We start from the raw sequence: 14465 nt of genomic DNA on the forward strand, positions 1-14465 counted from the left end.
CTCACCCCATCGGGTGAGTGCCGTGCCGGGTCAGTGTGCGATGACCGGGATCGGGATGTCCTCGAAGTCGCCTTCGGCGACCCTCTCTCCGGTGTTCTGGACGCCCGCGTCGACCAGGACGAAGGCCAGGACGGCGGAGAGCACCAGGATGGCGGTGGCCCAGTAGATGGCGACCGAGTAGCCGTGGACGGCGGCCTGGTTGACGAACAACTGGTTCTTCAGGTCGGCCGGGCTCTTGGCGTGCGAGCCGATCCACGTGGTGGTGGCGCTGGCCGCGAGGGTGTTCAGCAGGGCGGTGCCGATGGAGCCGCCGACCTGCTGCGAGGTGTTGACCATGGCTGACGCGACGCCCGCGTCCTCGGGGCGCACACCGTGCGCGGACAGGCTCATGGCGGGCATGAACGCCGTACCCATGCCGAGGCCCATCAGGACCAGGCCGGGCAGCAGGATTTCGGCGTAGTTGGAGTCGACCTTGATCTGGGCGAGGATGCCCATGCCGACGGCGGCGACCAGGAAGCCGGGCGCCATCAGGAAGCGCGGCCGGACCCGCAGCATCAGCCGGGTGCCGATCTGCGTGGAGCCGATGACCATACCGCCGACCATGGGCAGGAACGCGAAGCCCGACTTGAGCGCCGAGTAGCCCATGACCTGCTGGAGGTAGTAGGTCAGGAACAGGAACAGGCCGAACATGCCGATGATGGCGAGGCCCAGCGACAGGTAGACGCCGCCCCGGTTCCGCTCGGTGATGACGCGCAGCGGCAGCAGCGGGGCCTTGACGCGGCCTTCCACGGCCACGAACGAGGCGAGCAGCACCACGGAGGCGACGAACAGGCTGATGGTCACACCGGACGACCAGCCGTCGGACTCGGCGCGGCTGAAGCCGTAGACGAGCGCGACCAGACCGGTGCTGGCGAGGACCACGCCGGGGATGTCCAGGCGGTTGCGGTTGCGGCCTTCGGCGGGTTCGCGGATGAAGGCGATGGCGCCGAGGACGGCGGCGACGGCGAAGAAGATGTTGACGAACAGCGCCCAGCGCCAGTTCAGGTACTCGGTGAGGACACCGCCGAGGATGAGGCCGACCGCGGCGCCGGCGCCGGCGATGGCGCCGTAGATGCCGAACGCCTTGGCGCGTTCCTTGGCGTCGGTGAACATCACCGAGATCAGGGACAGCGCGGCGGGCGCGAGCAGGGCGCCGAAGACGCCCTGGAGGGCGCGGGCGCCGAGCAGCATCGCCGTGTTGACAGCGGCGCCGCCGAGTGCGGAGGCCGCGGCGAAGCCGAGCAGACCGACGATGAAGGTGTTCCTGCGTCCCCACAGGTCCGCGATCCGGCCGCCGAAGAGCAGCAGGCCACCGAAGGCGAGGGTGTAGGCCGTGACGACCCACTGGCGGTTGCCGTCCGAGATGCCGAGGTCGGCCTGGGCGGAGGGAAGTGCGATGTTCACCACGGTCGCGTCGAGCACGACCATGAGCTGAGCGATGGCGATGAATATCAGCGCTGTCCAGCGCTTCGGATCGGGCAAGCGTGTTTCAGGCATAACTGATCTCACTAATGGATGCGGAGTGACAGGACGTGGGGACGTGTGTCATCGAGCAGGCGCCGGACGATGCGGATCGTGGTCCGGGATCCGGTCGCGGTGTTCATCGGTCGAGCGGCCGAGAACTGCGCTTCGGTATGTCGGCGAACTTCCCTACGTTATCGCCCGGTTCATGGGCGTTGCGAACTATTTGTTTCCGGCTTTGAGGTCCTCCAGGGTGGCCGCCGTCCCGACGAGTACGGATCCGGCGGGGGCGCGCAGCCCGTCGAGGAAGAGCTGCAGGTGGCGGTGGACGAAGCGGTCGAAGCCCATGCAGCCGGTGCCCGGCAGCGGCCGGGTGAGCTGCGTCAGGGCGACCATCAGGTCACCGACGGCGATGTCGGTACGGAGCAGGCCCGCGCTCTGCGCGCGTTCCATGATGGCGTTGACCGACCGCTCCAGCCGTTCCATCTGCTGGGTGACGGCGGGGTCCTGGCGGTCGAAGGCGTCCGACAGCATCGGGCACAGCGCCCCGATCCGCTCTTCGGCCGCCTCGAAGACGAAGCGGCGCAGCGCGGCGAAGGCGTCGGGCTCCTGAGCGAGGGCGTCTTCGGCCCGCTCGGCGGTCGTGGCCATGACGGTGAGCGTGACCTGGCGGATCAGTTCGGCGCGATCGGTGAAGTGCCGGTAGAGCGTGGCGTTGCCCACTCCCGCGCGGCGCGCCACGTCGTCGAGCGGCACGTCCGGGCCGAACTCCACGATGGCCTCGCGGGCGGCGGCGACGATGCGCTCGCGGTTGCGTGTGGCGTCCGCGCGCAGCCGCACGGCGCGCGGCCTGGTGCTGCTGGTGGTTGCGGTGGCGCTGGTCGTACCAACAGTGTCGAGGCTCACGGCGGGCGGCTCCTTCCGATCGATCCAGCGGTCGTTCACGGGGGTACGGGCCCCGTCGTTGAAACGGACAGGCACTCCCCGTTTCGCGGTCACCTGGTCTAAACGGGGACCGCGTCCCCGGATATTTCCCGTCACGCTTGTGACCTGCGTCACTCGATTGGCGGGGTTGGCGGGAGGCTTCACCAAAGAGGCGTCCGGTCGTACGGGCCGGACGCGCCCGGTCGCGGACCGACGGCGGGACACGCCATTTTATTGAAGCTTCAAGAAGTGCACGTACCATGAACGCCATGACATGGCTGACCGAAGACGAGCAGGCGACCTGGCGGGCGTTCCTGCACGCCACGACGTTGCTGGAAGACCACCTCGACCGTCAGCTCCAGCGCGACGCGGGCATGCCGCACATGTACTACGCGTTGCTCAGCACGCTCTCCGAGACGCCCGGCCGCAGTATGCGCATGACGGAGCTCGCCGAGCGCGCCAAGATCACCCGTTCCCGGCTGTCGCACGCTGTCGCCCGCCTGGAGGGGAACGGCTGGCTGCGCCGCGAGAACTGCCCCTCCGACCGCCGCGGGCAGATCGCGGTCCTCACCGACGCCGGTTACGACGAGGTGGTGCGTACGGCGCCCGGTCACGTCGCCGCCGTCCGCTCCGCGATCTTCGACCGGCTCACTCCCGAGCAGACGGCGCAGCTCGGGGAGATCTCCCGCGTCATCGCCGAGGGCCTGCACCAGCCGGACCGCGCGGACCTGCCCTGGCTGCGCTGAAAAGGTCGGTCACCGACTGCGGGAGCGTCAACCTCGCGCCCGTGAAGTCACCCCATACGGTCAGCGCCGCCCGGAGCGGGCGAGCCACCGTCCCTCGTGCCTGCTGACCTCGATCGGCCGCCCGAAGCAGTGGGTCATCGACTCGGCCGTGAGCACCTGCCGCGCGGTCCCCGACGTCAGCACCCGTCCTTCCTTGAGCAGCAGTACGTGCCCGATCGCGGGCGACAGCTCTTCCAGGTGGTGGGTGACGGTGATGGTCGCCAGACCCGTACGGGTGAGCGCGAGGCGGTGCATGGCGTCGATCAGGTCCTCGCGGGAGGGCAGGTCGAGCGCGTTGAAGGGCTCGTCGAGGAGCATCAGTGCCGGGTCGGCCATCAATGCCCGCGCGACCAGAACGCGGGCCCGCTGACCGCCGGAGCAGACCCCGTACGCCCGGTCCGCCAGATCCTTGATCTCCAGCTCCGCCAGCAGCTCGTGCGCGCGCTCGCGGACCTCGTCGTCGTACTTGCGCCACAGCGGCTGCACCGTGCCCGTGTGGCCGGTCAGGACGACGGTGTGGGCGGTGGCGTCGAGCGGCACCTTCTGTGAGGACGACACCAGGCCGATGTGCGCGCGCAATTCGCGCATGTCGACACGGCCGAGACGGTGGCCGAGCACGTCGACCGTGCCGGAGGTGGGATGCATGAGGGCGCCGATGAGGCGCAGCATCGTCGTCTTGCCCGCGCCGTTGGCGCCGAGCAGCGCCCAGTGCTCGCCGGACCGTACGGTCCAGTTGACGTCGTCGAGGATGACCTGGCCGGTGGTGAAGCGGCGGACGCTGACGGCGTCGAGAGCGGCCACGACGGTGTTGGCTGTCATGACGGCACGGTAGCTGTATCCGCCACCTTCACGCCCCGGGATTCCACGATGTGAGCGGCCGTGCGCGAGAGGGAGGCGTCACATATGTGCGGCGGGCGGGGCGTCGGGTTCGGCGTCACCTGGTGCGGGCGAATCGTCGGGCAGCGTGCTGGGCTGCGCCAGGGCACGCGGCTTGCCGCGCCGGTAGAGGAAGGCCGTCACCACGGTGCCGACGGCGAAGAAGCCCGCCGCCCACCAATAGGCGGTCGAATAGCTGTGCAACTGGGCCTGCGCGGCGACGGCGGGAGTGTTCTGCCTGCCGACCACGTAGCTGGCGGCGGCGCTGGTGGCGAGGGTGTTCAGCAGCGAGGTGCCGACGGAGCCGCCGACCTGCTGCGAGGTGTTCACCATGGCGGACGCGACACCCGCGTCACGCGCTTGTACGCCCGCGGTGGCGAGGTTCATCGCCGTGGCGAAGATCGAGCCGAGGCCGAGGCCGAGGATCAGCAGCGGCGGCAGTACGTGCGCGGGATAGGTGCTGTGCAGGTCGAGCGCGGTCAGCCACGCCATGGCGACGCCGGCCAGGGCCATGCCGGTCGGCACGATCGGCTTGGCGCCGAAGCGCGGCACCAGCACATTGGTGGTGGTCACCGACGTCACCACCATCACGGCGATCATCGGAAGAAAGGCGAGTCCGGTGGAGACCGGCGAGTAGTGCAGGCTCTGCTGGAGGTAGTACGTCAGGAACAGGAAGACGCCGAACATCCCGCCGCCGGAGATGAACATCGCCAGGAACGACGCGCCCCGGTCCCGGTCGGTCACCACCCGAAGCGGCAGCAAGGGGTGCGCCGCGCGGCGCTGCCAGGTGACGAAGGCGAGTAGCAGGACGACGCTCGCCACCAGGAAGCCCCAGGTCTGGGGCGAGCTCCAAGGGTGCTTCTCGGCGTTGGAGAAGCCGTAGACGATGCAGAACAGGCCGGCCGACACCAGGGCGGTGCCGGGGATGTCCAGCTTGGGACGGTCGGGCAGGGTGCCGCCTTGCAGCAGTCGTACGCCGCCGATGAACGCGATCGTGGCGAAGATCAGATTGACGTACAGGCACCAGCGCCAGTCGAGGTATTCGGTCAGCACACCGCCGAGCAGCAGACCGACGGCGCCGCCCGCGCCCGCGATGGCGCCGTAGATGCCGAATGCCTTGGCGCGCTCCTTGGGGATGGTGAAGGTCGTGGTGAGCAAGGAGAGGGCGGCGGGGGCGAGCAGGGCGCCGAACATGCCCTGGAGGGCGCGGGCGGTGACCAGTACGCCGAAGTTGGGGGCGGCGCCGCCGATCGCGGAGGCGAGCGCGAAGCCGGTCAGGCCGATCAGGAAGACCCTCTTGCGGCCGACCAGGTCGGCGAGACGGCCGCCGAGCAGCAGCAGCGAGCCGAAGGCGAGGGCGTACGCCGTCACGATCCACTGACGGTTGCCGTCGGTGAAGCCGAGGGCCGTCTGGGCGGAGGGCAGCGCGATGTTCACGATGGTGGCGTCGAGGACCACCATGAGCTGCGCCAGGCCGATCACGCCGAGCACCCACCAGCGGTGGGAGGGGGTGCCGACGACACTGCTGCGGCCCGGCTTCCCGTCGGGCTGTGGGCCGCCGCCGAGGCCGGCGGCGGAAGCGGAGGTGTCCGGGCTGCTACGGGCCATGACGGAGTTCTCCCTTGGCGCGACCACCCCCCGGGAACTCCACGCTAGGCGCAGCTCAGCGGCCTCGCCACGCGGGAAGCCGTCGCCCGGACGGCGCAAGGGCCCTGGGCAGTGCCGAGGAGCCGCTGCGGTCCGGTCCCCGTACCGGAACCGCGGCGGCTCCTCCGTCTTCGGTGTCGGTCGTCGCGTCCGCGGCGGTGGTCGCCCGCAAGGCCCTGGAGTCCACCGCGACCGCCATCGGACGACCGTCCCGGGTGGCGATGACGGTCACGGAGTGGTCGGCCGCTCCGCGGTCCGCGGTGGCGGCGTGGGCGGGCGTCGTCCGCGCGGCCGGGAACCGCACGGCGGTGGCCGTGCCTGTCCTGTCCAGCAGCAGACGGGTGGTGATCACGCGGTGCGCCCTTCACGAACCTGACCGCCGCGCGACCCGCGCTTCACCGGGTCTGCGGCACCGACACAACGATCAGTAACCGCCCATCCCATAGGACTAACGCGTCGTCACCCGAATGGCGCGACCCAATGAGCGCGACCGCGTGCGCTGAGGTAGCACCGCACACCGTCACACACCGCGCGAAAGGCGATTTAGCGACAACCCTGACGTACCAACTCCGCGCGCGCACCCGCCCGGCAGCACGTTCCCTGAGAGGAACGGGCCCGGTCGGGCGGCACTCGCACAGGCAGGGGGTACGTGGATGGCGGCGACCGCCGACGGACCCGCTGCCGGGGACGGCGCGTCAGGGTCGGGACCGTTGGGTGACGACGAGCGCGCGGAGTTGACGGCGCTGCGGGCGCGGTTGGCGGGGACGCGGTCGCGGCACCGGGTGCGGTCGTTCTTCTCCGCGCTGCTCATCACACTGGCCGCGGTGTTGGCTCCGCTGAGCGCCGTGGCGGTGTGGGCCGCCGACATCGTCGGCAACACCGACCGCTATGTGGCGACGATGGCGCCGCTCGCCGACAACCCGCAGGTGCGGAGGGCCGTCACCGATCAGGTGACGGCGGCCGTCATGGACCGGATCGACCTCGACTCGCTGCTGTCGAGCGTGGCGCCCTCGGATCTGCCGGGGGTGAAGGCGGCGCTGGGCGGGATCAGCGGCCCGATCACGTCGGGGGTGACGGATTTCGTGCACGGCACGGTGGCGACGTTCGTGTCGAGCAGTGCCTTCTCGACGATCTGGGAGGAGCTGAACCGGAGGGCGCACGCGACGGTCGTCGACGCGCTGACCGGCAGTAACGATTCGGCGGTGCAGGTCGAGCACAACACGGTGACGCTCGATCTCGCGCCCGTGGTGGCCGGGGTGAAGCAGCAGTTGGTGGACCGCGGGTTGAAGGTCGCCGGGCGGCTGCCCGACGTGCACACCGACTTCACGTTGCTGAAGTCGGACGAGATCGGGCGGGTGAAGACCGGTTTCCGGGCGCTGCAACTGGCCGGGGACTGGCTGCCGGTGGTCACCGTCGTCGTCGCGGGCGCCGGGGTGCTGCTGGCCGTACGGCGTCGCCGCGCGCTGGTCGCCGCCGCGCTGGGTGTCGCGGCGGGGGTGGCCGTACTCGGCGTCGCGCTCGCTCTCTTCCGCACCTTCTACCTCGACCACCTCTCCCCCGATGTGCACCATGCGGCCGCCGCGGCGATCTACGACCAGGTAGTGCGGTTTCTGCGGGCGAGCGTTCGGATGGTGATCACCCTGGGGGTGGTGGTGGCGCTGGGGGCGTGGCTGAGCGGTTCGGGGCAGTGGGCGGTACGGGTGCGGTCGATGTGGGAGTCGGGGATCGCGGCGGTGCGGGAGGCGGCGGGGGTGCGGTCGACCGGGCCGGTGGGGCCGTGGGTGGACCGTTTCCGCGTCTGGCTGCGGTGGGTCGTCGTCGCGGTCGCGTCGGTGGTCCTGGCGCTGTGGCCGTATCCGACCGGCATGGTGATCTTCTGGATCGCGTTGGTGACGGTGGCGGGGCTCGCGGTCATCGAGTTCCTGGACGAGCGTCCGGCCGTTGATACGACCGGCGGGGGTGAGCGCGGATCCGGGGCGTTGACGTCGTAGTTGACGCCGTCGTCGGGTCCCTCGCCCCGGCTCCGTCGCACGGTCACTCTTGTGGCGCCGTCACCCTTGCGCGCCGAGCGCCGCCAACTGCTCGGCGAACGGCACGACCTCGTCGTCAGCACCGGCGCCCATACCGGCATCCGTAGTCGCGCCCCCGCCCGGCGCCGGGCGGGACGGTCGGGAGGTCATCAGGGCGGCGAGTTCGGCTCCCGCGCGGTCGATGCGGGCGGCGAGGGTGCCGTCGACGGCGCTGGTCCCGTTGCCGTTGCCGTCGCCACTGCCTGCCGTGCCCCAGTCCTCGGAGGCCGCGTATACGGCGGTCGGTACGACGATCGCGCGCAGGTAGGCGAACAGCGGGCGCATGGCGTGTTCGAGGACCAGGGAGTGGCGGGCGGTGCCGCCGGTGGCGGCGGCCAGTACCGGGGTGCCCGCCAGTGCGTCTTTGTCGACAATGTCGAAGAACGACTTGAACAGGCCGCTGTACGAGCCGGTGAACACCGGGGTCACGGCGATCAGGCCGTCGGCGCCGGTCACCGAATCGATTGCGTCGCGCAGATGATGCGCCGGGAAGCCAGTGAGCATGTTGTGCGCGATGTCGTTGGCCAGGCCCCGCAGCTCGATGACCCGTACGTCCACGTCCACGTCACCGTCGACATGGCGGCGTACCGCCTCCGTCAGCCGGTCGGCCAGCAGCCGGGTGGACGACGGCTGGCTGAGACCGGCGGTGACGACGGCGAGCCGGCGTCGCTCGATCGGGTGATGCGTCATGCCCGGGCCTCCAGGACTTCGTCGGCGGTGTCGGCGTCGCGGCGGGCGAGCAGCGAGGCGTGGGTGGGGGCGTCGGGCACCTCGGCCGGGCGGCCCTTGGCGAATTCGGCGCGCAGGACGGGGACGACCTCCTCGCCGAGCAGGTCGAGCTGTTCGAGGACGGTCTTGAGGGGCAGACCGGCGTGGTCCATGAGGAAGAGCTGGCGCTGGTAGTCGCCGACGGCGTCGCGGAAGGTCAGGGTGCGTTCGATGACCTGCTGCGGGGAGCCGACGGTCAGCGGCGTCTGCTCGGCGAAGTCCTCCAGCGACGGCCCGTGCCCGTAGACCGGGGCGTTGTCGAAGTACGGCCGGAATTCCCGTACCGCGGCCTGCGAGTCGCGGCGCATGAACACCTGGCCGCCGAGGCCGACGATGGCCTGCTGCTCGGTGCCGTGGCCGTAGTGCGCGAAGCGGCGACGGTAGAGGTCGACCATCTTCTTGGTGTGTTCCATGGGCCAGAAGATGTTGTTGTGGAAGAAGCCGTCGCCGTAGTACGCGGCCTGCTCGGCGATCTCCGGGCTGCGGATGGAGCCGTGCCAGACGAACGGGGGCACGCCGTCCAGCGGGCGGGGCGTCGAGGTGAACGACTGGAGCGGCGTACGGAACTTGCCCGCCCAGTCGACGACGTCCTCGCGCCACAGCTTGTGCAGCAGCGCGTAGTTCTCGACGGCGAGCGGGATGCCCTGCCGGATGTCCTTGCCGAACCACGGGTAGACCGGCCCGGTGTTGCCCCGGCCCATCATCAGGTCGACGCGGCCGTCCGCCAGGTGCTGGAGCATCGCGTAGTCCTCGGCGATCTTCACCGGGTCGTTCGTGGTGATCAGCGTGGTGGAGGTGGACAGCACGATGCGCTCGGTGCGGGCCGCGATGTAGCCGAGCATGGTGGTGGGCGAGGACGGCACGAAGGGCGGATTGTGGTGCTCGCCGGTCGCGAAGACGTCCAGGCCGACTTCCTCGGCCTTCCGCGCGATGGTGACCATCGCCTTGATCCGCTCGTGCTCGCTCGGCGTCCGTCCGTTGGTCGGGTCCGTCGTGACGTCGCCGACCGTGAAGATCCCGAACTGCATCACACCCACCGTCCTGTCGCACTCACCCTGTTTGGTTGAGCATTCAACATCTCGAACATTCCGGCCACCTTACCTATTCCCCTGACCCGGCCGCACCCTGACCCCGCCGCACCCGGCCCCCGCCGTACCCGGCCCCCGGCCTCACCCGACCCCCCGCCGCACCCGGCGCGAGCCCCCGCCTCGGCGTACGTTGGAAACGCCCGCCCCACCCGCCCCCAGCGACACGGAAGAGAGAGCCACCTCCATGGCAAGGATCCTGTTCGTCCTGACCGGAGCCACCCACTGGACGCTCGCCGACGGCAGCGCGCACCCGACCGGCTTCTGGGCCGAGGAGGCCGTGGTCCCGTACCGGGTCTTCACCGAGGCGGGCCACGAGGTCGTCGCCGCGACGCCGGGCGGGGTCGTACCGACGGTGGACCGGGGAAGCCTCGCGCCCGAGTTCAACGGCGGCGAGGAGGGCGCGGCGGCGATGGCGGCCGAGCTGGCCGGGATCGCCGCCTTCCAGCACCCCGTGAAGCTGTCCGACGTCTCGCTCGACGACTACGACGCGGTCTTCTACCCCGGCGGCCACGGCCCGATGGAGGACCTGTCGGCCGACGCCGTGTCCGGCGCCCTGCTCAACGCGGCCCTCGCCTCGGGCAAGCCGCTCGGCATCGTGTGCCACGCGCCCGCCGCGCTGCTCGCCACCGCCACGGGACCCGGCGGCGCCTCCCCCTTCGCCGGTTACCGGCTGACCGGCTTCACCAACGTCGAGGAGACCCAGGCGGGCTTCGCCGACAAGGCCCGCTGGCTCCTCCAGGACCGGCTCGTGCAGCTCGGTGCCGACTTCCAGGAAGGCGCGCCCTGGGCGCCGCACACCGTCACCGACCGCAATCTGCACACCGGTCAGAACCCGGCCTCCGCCGGTCCCCTGGCCGCCGAGATCCTCAAGACCCTCGGCTGACGAACCGGCCTTCCGCCCCGCCCCCGGGCCCCCCGACCGGCCACCGCCGACCCGCTACACTGGCGCCTGTCCCCGCCCCAGTAGCTCAGGGGATAGAGCACAGCTCTCCTAAAGCTGGTGTCGCAGGTTCGAATCCTGCCTGGGGCACACCGGAAGTAGCAGGTCACAGCCATGAGAGGCCCTCCCGTTGTCGAACGGGAGGGCCTCTTTGGCCGTGGAAGTCCGGACGGGGGCCGCTCGGAGACCGCGCGGGGGCCCACGGAGTCCGCACGCCCCCGAGGAGACCCGGCCGGTCAGCTCATGTTGTTATACGCGTTGCCCGTGTGGGCGTCGGAGATCGCGCGGGGGGCGAAGGGGCGGGCGGGGTCGCCGGTGCCGGAGTAGAGGTAGACGGTCTTGGTGGCGGCCCGGTAGGCGAAGAGGTCGGCCTTGCCGTCGTGGTCGACGTCGCCGGCGCTGGTGAGCTGGGAGTACGTCTGCCAGCCGGAGCCGATCCGGGTGCGGCGCTCGAAGGTGCCGTCGGACTTGCCGAGGTAGAGCCACAGCACGCCGTCCTTGTCGCGGGCGACGAGGTCGCCCGCGGGTCCGCCCGCGAGGTCGCCGACGGCGGTGAGCTGGTCGTAGCCGGTCCAGCCCGTGCCGACGCGCACACGGGGCTCGAAGGGGCGGGCCGCGCTGCCGGTGCCGCGGTAGAGCCAGAGGGCACCGGTCGTGTCGACCGCGACGAGATCCGGGCGGCCGTCACCGGTGAGGTCGCTGCCGCCGGTGAGATGGGTGTACGTCTGCCAGCCGCCGCCGACGCGGACGCGCGGGGTGAGACCGCCGTCCTCGCGGCCCGAGTAGAGCCACAGGACCCCGTCCTTGTCGCGGGCGACGAGTTCGGGAAGGTAGTCGGGGCTGTTCGTCCCCGCGATGTCGCCGACGGTCTCGAGCTTGTCGTAGATCTGCCAGCCGCCGCCGATCCGCGCCCGCTGGCGCCCGTCGGCGGCGCTGTCCCGCCACAAACCGCCCGAGGCGTCGCGGCCCAGCAGGTCGGGCAGGCCGTCGTTGTCGAAGTCGTGCAGGGCGGAGGTCGGGGTGCCCGCGTGCGCGAGGAGCCGCGCGAACGGCCGGCCGTTCGGGTCGAGGGCGACGCGGAAGACGCCCGCGCCCTGGGCGGAGTCGCTGCCCTGGACGATCCGCGCGGTGCCGTCGGGGACGGCGTACGAGGCGTCGGCGCGGTCCAGGAAGGTGACCTTCTCGCCGGTCCCGACACGCAGGGCCGTCGTCCCGTACGTCACCCAGTCGCCGAGCAGGCCGATGGTCAGGTCCGTACCGGCTTTCACGCCCGGCACGGGCACCGCGGTGTCCGCGCCGGTGGTCCGGTTGCGGACGACCACCCGGAGCGTGTTCGCGGCGGTGTCGTCCTCGATCCAGGCGAGGCGGTTGCCGGAGATCACCGGATTCCGCGCCTGCCGCGGGTAGGGGAAGGTGAGGGTGGCGGTGGTCAGGTCGATGAGGCCGATGCGCCGGTCGCTCTCCCCGGTCCCGGTGGGGACCAGGCCGTGGGTCGCGTCGCCCGGCCGCACCCGCCCGTAGTCGGTTCCCTCGGGCAGGCCCTGTACGGCGCGGTTCGCCCCGTCCGCGGTCTCGACCCACAGCTTCGTGGCGCCCCGGACGAACAGCGCCCGGCCCGCGACGCCCCCGTAGAGGCTGTCCAGCCCGTCGTCGACCGTCCGCAGCGCGAAGGAGGTGCCGGTGGGCATGTCCAGCACGCGGCTCCCGGACGTGTCGCTCGTGGTGGTGACGGTGTCCCCCGAGATCTCGGCGATCCCGTTGGCGGTGTCGAAGCGCAGGTCGCGGACCGGGCCGGCCCCGTACGGGGTCCAGCGGAGCTTGCCGTCGTCGCCGTCGTGCGGGACGTACGTCCAGAAGCCCTGGGTGCCTGCGGACGCCAGCGTGGCGCCGGGCGTCATCGGGAGCAGGCCGCTCACCCCGGACGTCGCGGCGGACGCCCGCGTCGCACCCGCGGAGGCGGAGGTGGTGGCGGTGGCCGTGGTGGTCAGCGAAACCGCGCCCAGAGTGACGGCCAGGACGGTGGCGGTCGCGGCGACGAGACGGCGGCGCCCGGTGCGGAGGGAGAGCAGGGAGACCAAGGAACGTTCCTCCTGTGCGTAACGGGGTGGGACACCGCCCTTGGTGTCCCACCCCGTCCGACAGCCGACCCGTCGGGTTGGTTGTGCTCTGCGGTCAGATGATCAGAGGAAGTCAATACGGCGTCGTGCGGGTGAAGTTGGGGACACCCCGGTCTCCGTCGGCCGTTCTCAGGTCGCGAGGTGGGCGAAGACCACGGTGTTTCCCTCGTAGGAGTGAGTGCGCGCGTTCCAGTCGGAGCAGGTGATGAGCCGGAGTTCGGCGTCCGCGGTGTTGCCGTAGACGTCGAGGGTCGGGAACCGGGCCTTCTCGTAGGAACGGACGGCGTCGACGGTGAAGACGGCGACTTTGTGGTCGGCGCGGGTGACGCGGATCTGCTGCTCGGGCTTCATCGCGCCGAGCCGGTAGAAGACGGCGGGGCCGGTCTCCTTGGAGTCGACGTGGCCGAGGATGACGGAGGGTCCGGTCTGGCCGGGGGCGGGCGAGTTGCGGTACCAGCCGGCACGCAGCGGCTTGGAGGGGACCTCCAGGCTGCCGTCCTTGTTGAGGCCCAGGTCCAGCAGGTCGGAGTGGACGCCGATGGCCGGGATGTCGAGGGCGACCGGCTTGGACGCGGGCAGGGTGCCGGGCCGGGTGGGCGTCGGACCGGCCGCTTCGGCCGAGGCGCCGCCGCTCGGCGGGGCGGGCATCGCGGCCATGTCGTGGCCGGACATCTCGTGACCCGACATGTCGCCGCGCGGTGTGCTTCCCGCGACGGCCGGGCCCGGCTGCGGCGGCGGGTTGCCGCCGCCCCCGGTGGTCCCGGCGAGTACGGCGGTGACCCCCGCGGCGACGCAGGCCACCGCGAGGACGACGAGCATGACCGCCGTACGTCGCGTGCGGCCCACACGGGCAGTGCGGCTGGCGCGGAGGGTACGGCCGGTATGGCCGTCGCCGGTCGTACGTACGGTCTCGTCCGTACGGCCGGTCTCGTCGTCCGGGCCGTCCTCGTGCGCGGCGGCGGCGTCGTCACTCATCGGGTCGTGACGCCCCTGCGGCGCAGGGCGAATCCGCCGATGCCGAGGCCGACCAGGGCGGCGGCGCTGCCGCCCGCGACCATGCCGGTGTGGATGCCGCTTCCGGTCTGCGTGGCGCCGTCACCGGTGTCCGCGCCGCCGCCGGGCATCGAGGTCATCTGGGAGACGTTGAAGGCGCCGCAGAGGGCGGGGTCGGTGGCCTCGGCGGGCAGGGTCTTGTCGAGTTCGCTCGCGCCGAGCACGTTGTCGTACTTGCCGTTGCCGTTGTAGTCGATGCCGTGCACGACCAGGACGGCCTTGCCGGACTTGAGGTTCGCGGCGACGTTGTCGGTGACTTCGAGGGTGCGGCTGTACTTGACGCTCGAACCGGCCGGGAAGCGGTCGACGGCCAGGGCGCTCTTGGGGGTGCTGTCGCCGCTGGTGGTGAGCGAGGTGCCGATCATGCCGTAGTCCTTCATGGCGTCGGCGACGTTGATCGAGCTGTGGCCGTTGTGGTCCTTGGCCTCGGACGGCTTGGGGCACACACCGGCGCCGTCGACGTGGATGTGCATGGCGTGCGGGGAGCCGCCGCCGACCAGGCCCGACGCGGTGACGGTGATCTTCGCGGTGTTGCCGGAGAGCTGGATCATCGCCGTACCGCTGCCCGTGACGTGGTTGGCGGTGATCGGGTCCAGCGACGCCTGGTACGTGGTCCAGGGGACGTCGGTGTCCGTCGGTGCCGCCCACGCCGCTGCCGGGAAGGCCAACGGGACTGCGGCGACTGCTATCGCGGTCAC

General features: G+C 71.2%; 13 protein-coding genes and 1 tRNA gene. 4 read left to right on the forward strand and 10 right to left on the reverse strand.

What is annotated here, in order from left to right; all coding sequences use genetic code 11:
- Nucleotides 1-30: 30 nt before the first annotated feature.
- Nucleotides 31-1536, reverse strand: coding sequence for a DHA2 family efflux MFS transporter permease subunit (locus ACIO6U_RS07180; RefSeq protein ID WP_391162381.1), 1506 nt, complete (start codon nucleotides 1534-1536; stop codon nucleotides 31-33).
- A 186-nt stretch (nucleotides 1537-1722) separates the two neighbouring features.
- Nucleotides 1723-2406: a TetR family transcriptional regulator gene (locus ACIO6U_RS07185; RefSeq protein ID WP_391043333.1), complete on the reverse strand. Its 684-nt coding sequence runs from the start codon at nucleotides 2404-2406 to the stop codon at nucleotides 1723-1725.
- 278 nt (nucleotides 2407-2684) lie between these two features.
- Here ACIO6U_RS07185 and ACIO6U_RS07190 point away from each other — a divergent pair, with 278 nt between their 5' ends.
- On the forward strand, nucleotides 2685-3170 hold the full coding sequence (locus tag ACIO6U_RS07190; protein ID WP_391043331.1) for a MarR family transcriptional regulator: 486 nt from the start codon (nucleotides 2685-2687) through the stop codon (nucleotides 3168-3170).
- 60 nt (nucleotides 3171-3230) lie between these two features.
- Here ACIO6U_RS07190 and ACIO6U_RS07195 read toward each other — a convergent pair whose 3' ends face one another.
- From ACIO6U_RS07195 to ACIO6U_RS07205, 3 genes are all read right to left on the reverse strand, one after another.
- Nucleotides 3231-4028 (reverse strand): ABC transporter ATP-binding protein, encoded by a 798-nt coding sequence (locus ACIO6U_RS07195; RefSeq protein WP_401310478.1) that lies wholly within the window; start codon nucleotides 4026-4028, stop codon nucleotides 3231-3233.
- 78 nt (nucleotides 4029-4106) lie between these two features.
- The gene (locus tag ACIO6U_RS07200) at nucleotides 4107-5693 is read right to left on the reverse strand and encodes a DHA2 family efflux MFS transporter permease subunit (protein ID WP_401310481.1); all 1587 of its coding nucleotides are present in this window, start codon (nucleotides 5691-5693) and stop codon (nucleotides 4107-4109) included.
- Nucleotides 5694-5748: 55 nt separating this feature from the next.
- Nucleotides 5749-6084 (reverse strand): hypothetical protein, encoded by a 336-nt coding sequence (locus tag ACIO6U_RS07205; RefSeq protein ID WP_401716317.1) that lies wholly within the window; start codon nucleotides 6082-6084, stop codon nucleotides 5749-5751.
- Between the two features lie 301 nt (nucleotides 6085-6385).
- Between ACIO6U_RS07205 and ACIO6U_RS07210 the strand changes: the two genes are divergently transcribed.
- Nucleotides 6386-7723: a hypothetical protein gene (locus ACIO6U_RS07210; protein ID WP_401716320.1), complete on the forward strand. Its 1338-nt coding sequence runs from the start codon at nucleotides 6386-6388 to the stop codon at nucleotides 7721-7723.
- Nucleotides 7724-7783: 60 nt separating this feature from the next.
- Here ACIO6U_RS07210 and ACIO6U_RS07215 read toward each other — a convergent pair whose 3' ends face one another.
- Nucleotides 7784-8491 (reverse strand): FMN reductase, encoded by a 708-nt coding sequence (locus ACIO6U_RS07215; RefSeq protein ID WP_401716323.1) that lies wholly within the window; start codon nucleotides 8489-8491, stop codon nucleotides 7784-7786.
- Nucleotides 8488-9597, reverse strand: coding sequence for an LLM class flavin-dependent oxidoreductase (locus ACIO6U_RS07220; protein WP_355337796.1), 1110 nt, complete (start codon nucleotides 9595-9597; stop codon nucleotides 8488-8490). Before ACIO6U_RS07220 ends, ACIO6U_RS07215 begins: the two co-directional genes overlap by 4 nt.
- A 244-nt stretch (nucleotides 9598-9841) precedes the next feature.
- Here ACIO6U_RS07220 and ACIO6U_RS07225 point away from each other — a divergent pair, with 244 nt between their 5' ends.
- Both ACIO6U_RS07225 and ACIO6U_RS07230 read left to right on the forward strand, forming a co-directional pair.
- Nucleotides 9842-10540, forward strand: a complete 699-nt coding sequence (locus ACIO6U_RS07225) for a type 1 glutamine amidotransferase domain-containing protein (protein WP_355337793.1) — start codon at nucleotides 9842-9844, stop codon at nucleotides 10538-10540.
- A gap of 74 nt (nucleotides 10541-10614) precedes the next feature.
- Nucleotides 10615-10687, forward strand: a tRNA-Arg gene (locus ACIO6U_RS07230).
- Between the two features lie 146 nt (nucleotides 10688-10833).
- Here ACIO6U_RS07230 and ACIO6U_RS07235 read toward each other — a convergent pair.
- The 3 genes from ACIO6U_RS07235 to ACIO6U_RS07245 form a co-directional block, all read right to left on the reverse strand.
- A complete protein-coding gene (locus ACIO6U_RS07235; RefSeq protein ID WP_401716326.1) occupies nucleotides 10834-12675 on the reverse strand; it encodes an FG-GAP repeat domain-containing protein in 1842 nt (613 codons plus the stop codon).
- A 168-nt stretch (nucleotides 12676-12843) separates the two neighbouring features.
- The gene (locus ACIO6U_RS07240; RefSeq protein WP_401716329.1) at nucleotides 12844-13689 is read right to left on the reverse strand and encodes a class F sortase; all 846 of its coding nucleotides are present in this window, start codon (nucleotides 13687-13689) and stop codon (nucleotides 12844-12846) included.
- On the reverse strand, nucleotides 13686-14465 hold the full coding sequence (locus ACIO6U_RS07245) for a hypothetical protein (protein ID WP_391043313.1): 780 nt from the start codon (nucleotides 14463-14465) through the stop codon (nucleotides 13686-13688). Before ACIO6U_RS07245 ends, ACIO6U_RS07240 begins: the two co-directional genes overlap by 4 nt.

It is taken from the genome of Streptomyces sp. NPDC087422 (assembly GCF_044744145.1).
Classification (GTDB): domain Bacteria; phylum Actinomycetota; class Actinomycetes; order Streptomycetales; family Streptomycetaceae; genus Actinacidiphila.